General features: G+C 38.8%; 7 protein-coding genes. All 7 read right to left on the reverse strand.

What is annotated here, in order from left to right:
- Positions 1-88: 88 nt before the first annotated feature.
- Entirely contained in the window at positions 89-1,225 is a 1,137-nt protein-coding gene (gene rpsA / locus K6G87_RS15695) for a 30S ribosomal protein S1 (protein ID WP_296839362.1), read from the reverse strand.
- Positions 1,200-2,060: a 4-hydroxy-3-methylbut-2-enyl diphosphate reductase gene (ispH, locus tag K6G87_RS15700; RefSeq protein WP_296839365.1), complete on the reverse strand. Its 861-nt coding sequence runs from the start codon at positions 2,058-2,060 to the stop codon at positions 1,200-1,202. The genes rpsA and ispH overlap by 26 nt, the downstream gene beginning before the upstream one ends.
- A gap of 81 nt (positions 2,061-2,141) precedes the next feature.
- Positions 2,142-2,804, reverse strand: coding sequence for a (d)CMP kinase (gene cmk, locus K6G87_RS15705; RefSeq protein WP_296839367.1), 663 nt, complete (start codon positions 2,802-2,804; stop codon positions 2,142-2,144).
- A 24-nt stretch (positions 2,805-2,828) separates the two neighbouring features.
- Positions 2,829-4,172: an NAD(P)/FAD-dependent oxidoreductase gene (locus K6G87_RS15710; RefSeq protein ID WP_296839369.1), complete on the reverse strand. Its 1,344-nt coding sequence runs from the start codon at positions 4,170-4,172 to the stop codon at positions 2,829-2,831.
- Positions 4,173-4,236: 64 nt separating this feature from the next.
- Positions 4,237-4,785 carry a TetR/AcrR family transcriptional regulator gene (locus K6G87_RS15715; protein WP_296839371.1) on the reverse strand — a complete coding sequence of 183 codons (549 nt, stop codon included), beginning with the start codon at positions 4,783-4,785 and terminating at the stop codon, positions 4,237-4,239.
- Between the two features lie 89 nt (positions 4,786-4,874).
- Entirely contained in the window at positions 4,875-5,381 is a 507-nt protein-coding gene (locus tag K6G87_RS15720) for a shikimate kinase (protein ID WP_296839376.1), read from the reverse strand.
- A gap of 145 nt (positions 5,382-5,526) precedes the next feature.
- Positions 5,527-6,000: metallophosphoesterase family protein (locus K6G87_RS15725; protein ID WP_296839373.1), on the reverse strand; the 474-nt coding region annotated here is incomplete at its 5' end.

Below are 6,000 nucleotides of genomic sequence, written 5' to 3' on the forward strand. Positions count from 1 at the left end.
TAAAAGAGCGCAAAAAACTCCGGTAGTGCATATACACTACCGGAGTTTAAATTTACCAATTAAATTGATAGATTAGTAATACTAAATATTACTCTTCTGTCTGCTCTGAGATAACCTGATCGATATCAACTGAAGCTACATCTTCGTTGTCATCATCCTTCTTCTCAGGAGCAAGCATAGCCTTTACAGAAAGGCTGATCTTATGATCATCTTCGTTGAAGTCTACAATCTTAGCTGTAACTTCGTCACCAACCTTAAGTACATCAGCTGGCTTATCAACATGATCCTTAGAGATCTGTGATACATGAAGAAGTGCGTCGATACCTGACTCAAGCTCTACGAATGCACCGAAGTCTGTCATACGAGCAACTTTACCAGTTACAACGTTGCCTACTGCATACTTCTCAGAAGCGTTCTTCCATGGATTTCCATCTTCGAACTTTCTGGAAAGAGCAATCTTCTTGCCTTCGATAGACTTAACAAGAACCTTAACAGCGTCGCCAACCTTAAATACTTTCTTAGGGCTTTCAACACGTCCCCAGCTCATCTCTGAGATATGGAGAAGTCCATCAGCGCCGCCCAGATCGATGAATGCACCGAAATCTGTTACGTTCTTAACTGTTCCTTCTACAACATCGCCTGCCTGGATCTTATCGAAAAGCTCCTTAGCCTTCTCAGCCTTCTCAGCTGCGATAAGCATACGTCTGTTTCCGATATATCTTCTTCTACGAGGATTGTATTCTGTTACAACAAACTCGATTTCCTGATCCTGATACTTTGTAAGATCTTTCTCATAAGTATCTGATACAAGGCTTGCAGGGATGAAAATTCTAACTTCATCAACAACTACTACAAGACCACCTTCCAGAACCTGTACAACCTTTGCAGAAAGTGTTTCTTTGTTATTGAATGCTTCTTCAATCTTCTTATTGCCACGATCAAGAGCAAGTCTCTTGTATGACAGTACTACCTGTCCATCTGCATCATTGGCTTTAAGAACCTTGACATCCATCTTGTCTCCAACATTAAGCTTTGTTGTAAGATCAAGGCTGTTATCGTTACTGTACTCATTTCTGGAAAGAATACCGTCGGACTTGTAACCAATGTTGAGGATGGCTTCATCAGGTTTTACATCGATTATTGTACCTTCAACGACCTCCCCTGTATGAATTGTCTTGAATGACTCGTTGAGCATCTGCTCAAATGTCTGTTCCTGTTCTGACATATGTCTGAACCTCCTCAATAATATTCTTCGGGGTTGACGCCCCAGCGGTAATTCCCACTTTATATATACCCTCAGGAAAATCCTTGGGTAAGTCATCTACTGTTTGTACGAAATATGTATGTTTACATTTGCCTGAGCAAATCTCATACAGTTTCCGTGTATTGGAACTTGAAGTTCCACCAATTACTATCATGGCATCTGCCTGTTCGGCAATTTTTTCTGCTTCTGTTTGCCTTTCCTGTGTGGCATTACAGATAGTATTCACAATATTAATATTGTAGCCTTTGCCATTAAAAATTTCAACCACATCTTTAAATTTTTTGTAATTAAATGTTGTCTGAGAGACGAGTGTAAGCTCCGTTTCCACGGGAAGTGCGAATTTCTCTGCATCTTCAAGGCTCTCTATTACGTAAACAGGGCCATTTGCCCAGGAAACTATACCCTCTACTTCAGGGTGTTTTGCATTACCTGTTATGATAATCGTCTTACCATTTCGGCTCTCTTCATCGACAATTTTATGGATTCTTTTTACAAAAGGACAGGTAGCATCAACATAAGATATACCTTTATTCTTGATCTTCTCTTCAGTTTCCCTCGGAATTCCATGTGCTCTTATAACTATAGTTCCGTTTTCAGCTACACTAGAAAGTTCCTCAGGAGAATTAACTACCTCTACGCCTTTACTTTCAAGGTCCTTAACAACCTCTTCGTTATGGATTATTGGCCCATATGTGTAAATCTTTTTGTCTTTATGCTCTACCTGCTCATATACGGTATCAACAGCTTTTTTGACACCAAAGCAGAAACCTGCATGTTCAGCCAAGATTACTTCCATACTTCAACTTCCTTTCTCAGCGAACGATATATATTACTTAATTTGTTAACTTTATTAACAAATAACCCAAGCAATTGTAAGTCATTTGTTATTATACAATTCAATTATCTTATCGGCAACCTCTTCTATAGACATATTTGAAGTATCTACCAAAACTGCATCCTCAGCCTGCATAAGAGGTGAAGCTTCTCTATGCATATCACGATAATCTCTTTCTTCAATATCTTTTTCTATATCTGAAAAAACAGCTTCCTGACCCTTTTCTATCATCTCTTTATATCTTCTTTGAGCTCTTACCTGTACGCTTGCTGTAAGATAGATCTTAAGATCTGCATTTGGAAGAACGACTGTACCTATATCACGTCCGTCCATTACAACATTTTCCGTCTCTGAAAGCTTTTGCTGAAGCTCTACAAGCTTTGTACGAAGTCTTGCAACCTGAGAAGTCTTACTTGCCATAGCACTGACTTCAGGACTTCTTATAAGTCCGTTGACATTCTCATCTCCAAGCATTACCACCTGTTCGCCGTCAATATATTTAATAGTTATCTCCGCAGACTGTGCCTTATCTCCGATCTCCTCCATGTTGTCAGGATCTACTGAAAGTCGTGACAGATATAAAGCCATTGTCCTATACATAGCTCCTGTATCTACATAGATAAATCCAAGTTTTTTAGATACGATCTTGGCAATCGTACTCTTTCCTGCACCTGCAGGTCCGTCTATTGCAATCTGATGACTCATTATTAAATGATCTCCTTAAATTATTTATTCTTCCATAGCAGCGCTCATACCGGCAAGATGTCCCGTAGACCAGGCAATCTGAAGATTAAAACCTCCGGTAACTGCGTCTGTATCCAAAACTTCTCCCGCAAAATAAAGTCCTTTTCGAAACTTTGATTCCATGGTCGAAGAGTCTATCTCTTTGACATTAACTCCGCCTTTAGTAATTATCGCTTCATTAAATCCCCTTGTACCAGTAACTGTCATTACAAGATCCTGCGTAAGATTTACGAGCTTTTCTCGTTCAGCTTTGCTTATCTCACTGACTTTTTTGTCAGGAGCAATACCAGACAGATTTATAATTACAGGAATAAGCTTTGATGGGAAAAGACCTCCAAGCACGTTCCTGAACACCTTCTTATTGCCTTCCTCAAAGTCTCTGATGATACGCTTATCAAGCTGTTCTTTGGTAAGTGCAGGTTTAAGATTAAGATGTATCTGATACTTTGTACCCTCTTCATAGCATGTACTTGCCGTAAGGATCAAAGGTCCGCTTATTCCAAAATGAGTAAAGAGCATTTCACCAAATCCTTCATAAACGCTCTTTGCAGCCTTTTTCTTCTTTCTCTTTTCAGGTACTGTTTCTGCCTGCTTTACAACTCCAAGCGCTTTTACTTCCTTGGATTTAGCAGCTTTACCATCAGTGTTTTCCATTTCAGGATCCATGGCAACCATCTTAACGCTGACATTTTTAAGAGATAATCCCTGAAGTTCTTTGACCCAGGGCTCCTTGACTTCAAGCGGAACAAGACTTGGGAAAGGCTGTGACAGACTGTGTCCTGCCTTTCTTGCAAACCTGTATCCATCACCTGTAGAACCGGTGCTTTCATAAGAAAGACCTCCGGTGCATACGATAACAGCGTCCACAGGAATTTTCTCTTTCCTGCCGACAGTAATTGATACTACAGTATCGTCCTTGTATTCAATTGCAGTAACTTCACTCTTATATGAGATTTTGACATGCAACTTCTGGAGATATCTTACGAGTGTACCTATGATATCTGACGAATGATCTGAAACAGGAAAAACTCTGTCTCCACGTTCTACCTTCAGACGGCAACCATTCTTCTCAAAAAAATCATACACACTGTCGTGGTCAAAAGAATAAACCGCACTGTACAAAAATTTTGGATTACGGCAAACGTTGCCAAAGAACATATTGGTATCTGCATTGTTGGTAACATTGCATCTACCCTTACCTGTTATATAAATCTTTTTTCCGGCTTTTTCATTTTTTTCGTATATAGTGACCTTAGCGCCACTTTCGGCTGCAGCAGCTGCCGCCATCATTCCGGCGGCCCCTGCACCGATAACTGCAATATTTTTCATAAAACTCTCAGCTATTATTTTTTATGTTACTTAAGGTATATTTTTCATACCTTAAATATATTTTTTATTTAAATGACTGATAAGCCGCTTCCAAAAGACCTATCGAATCATCATGATTAAGATCATAATCTCCTGTAACAGCCATACATCCACTTCCGTGAATGAATATCCACATTTTCATGAAAAGCTGCTCAGGCTCTTTAACACCCTGAGTTCTTGCACGATCAACTTCCTTGACAACATATTCCTTCTCACCATTAACAAGTGCGTACATGCTCTTTTCTTCATCTTTTGAACCAGACAAAAATAAAAGTCTGAAAAGATTAGGATACTTCTGAGCAAACTCAATATAGGCCATTCCAAGATCTACAAAAGGTGTTTCATTATTTTTAGGATAAGACGCATAATAATCTTCATAAAACAAAGAAGCTTTCTTGAATACGTCTTCCTTAAGCCCATCCATATTGTCATAAATACGGAAAATAGGCTGTGTCGAACAACCTGCAGCTGCGGCAAGTTTTCTTGACGTTATTGCTTCATACCCCTCTTTTTTGGTGATCTTAAATGCAGCGTTGACAATCTCTTTTTGTGTAATTGTGGCTTTACGTGACATTGTGCTCCCCCTTATGTAATTTTTATAACGTCCGTTATCTATTTTACATTGTATTACTGTGCATTGTCAAAATAAGATCAAAGAATTAATTATTCACCAAGTTTTGCCAAAAGATCTGCAAGAACCTTTTCAACATTTTCGCATTCTTCGTCAACTGTTATATCAGCATACTGCCTGTATAATTTCAAACGCTCTTCATAAAGCTGTTCAAAAGTCTGACCTTCACGAATTACCACTCCGCGCTGCTTGATATCAGAAAGACGCTTCACAAGACGCTCATAATCAACATGCAGATAGACGATCCTGCCAATCTGTTTAAAATGCTGCATTGCTTCCATACCATATACTGCACTTCCGCCTGTTGCAATAACAGTCTTATTCGTATTTATGGATGCATTAACCTTGTTTTCTATTTCTATAAAAGCATCAATTCCTTCTGCTTCAATTATCTCACTAAGTTTTTGCTTCTGACATTCCTGAATAAGAATATCTGAATCTATGAATCTGTAGCCAAGAACTTTAGCGAGAATTACGCCAAGAGTACTCTTACCGGATGCAGGCATACCAATAAGAATTATATTATCTCTACCAGCCATACCACTCTCAGATTCTGTTTTATCATTTACATTTGTTATATTTTCTGCTTGATCCATAACAGCCATTTCTTTATATCCTCATACATAATTATCTATTTAAGCCCACAAAGGAACTTATGCTTTATTTTTATATGCGAAGTTTACGTTAATAGTGCTTATGAGTTACTTTGACTTCCTTATCCTCTACTTCAAGGACTGCATATGTCTTATTCATATCGGACTGCCTTGGAAGAGAGATGCTGCCCGGGTTAAGGATTATAAATCCATCATCAAGAACTTCGTAATGAGGAATATGTGTATGACCATAAATGAGCATATCACATCCTTTACTCTGCGCATAATAAACCATTCTATTCATATCCATGCCAGGATGACAGTGCATATTGCCGCAGGAATGACCATGAAGAAGAAGCACTGTTCTTCCACCAATCTGAAATATCTTTTCAAGAGGAACATCCCTTCCATAGTCACAATTCCCCTTGACTACATGCGTATAATAATCAACAGGTCCAAGAACATTCTCTATACTATCTTCAAGATCTCCTGCATGTATCAGCACATTAAAAGGTGCCTCATCCTTTATGATCTGCTTCATATAAGCCTGCTGTCCATGCGAATC

Source organism: Butyrivibrio sp., assembly GCF_024699075.1.

Bases quoted from the DNA above. Each gene is read 5' to 3' on its own strand.
- rpsA (WP_296839362.1), bottom strand. From the start codon at position 1,225: ATGTCAGAACAGGAACAGACATTTGAGCAGATGCTCAACGAGTCATTC.
- ispH (WP_296839365.1), bottom strand. From the start codon at position 2,060: ATGGAAGTAATCTTGGCTGAACATGCAGGTTTCTGCTTTGGTGTCAAA.
- cmk (WP_296839367.1), bottom strand. From the start codon at position 2,804: ATGAGTCATCAGATTGCAATAGACGGACCTGCAGGTGCAGGAAAGAGT.
- K6G87_RS15710 (WP_296839369.1), bottom strand. From the start codon at position 4,172: ATGAAAAATATTGCAGTTATCGGTGCAGGGGCCGCCGGAATGATGGCG.
- K6G87_RS15715 (WP_296839371.1), bottom strand. From the start codon at position 4,785: ATGTCACGTAAAGCCACAATTACACAAAAAGAGATTGTCAACGCTGCA.
- K6G87_RS15720 (WP_296839376.1), bottom strand. From the start codon at position 5,381: ATGGCTGGTAGAGATAATATAATTCTTATTGGTATGCCTGCATCCGGT.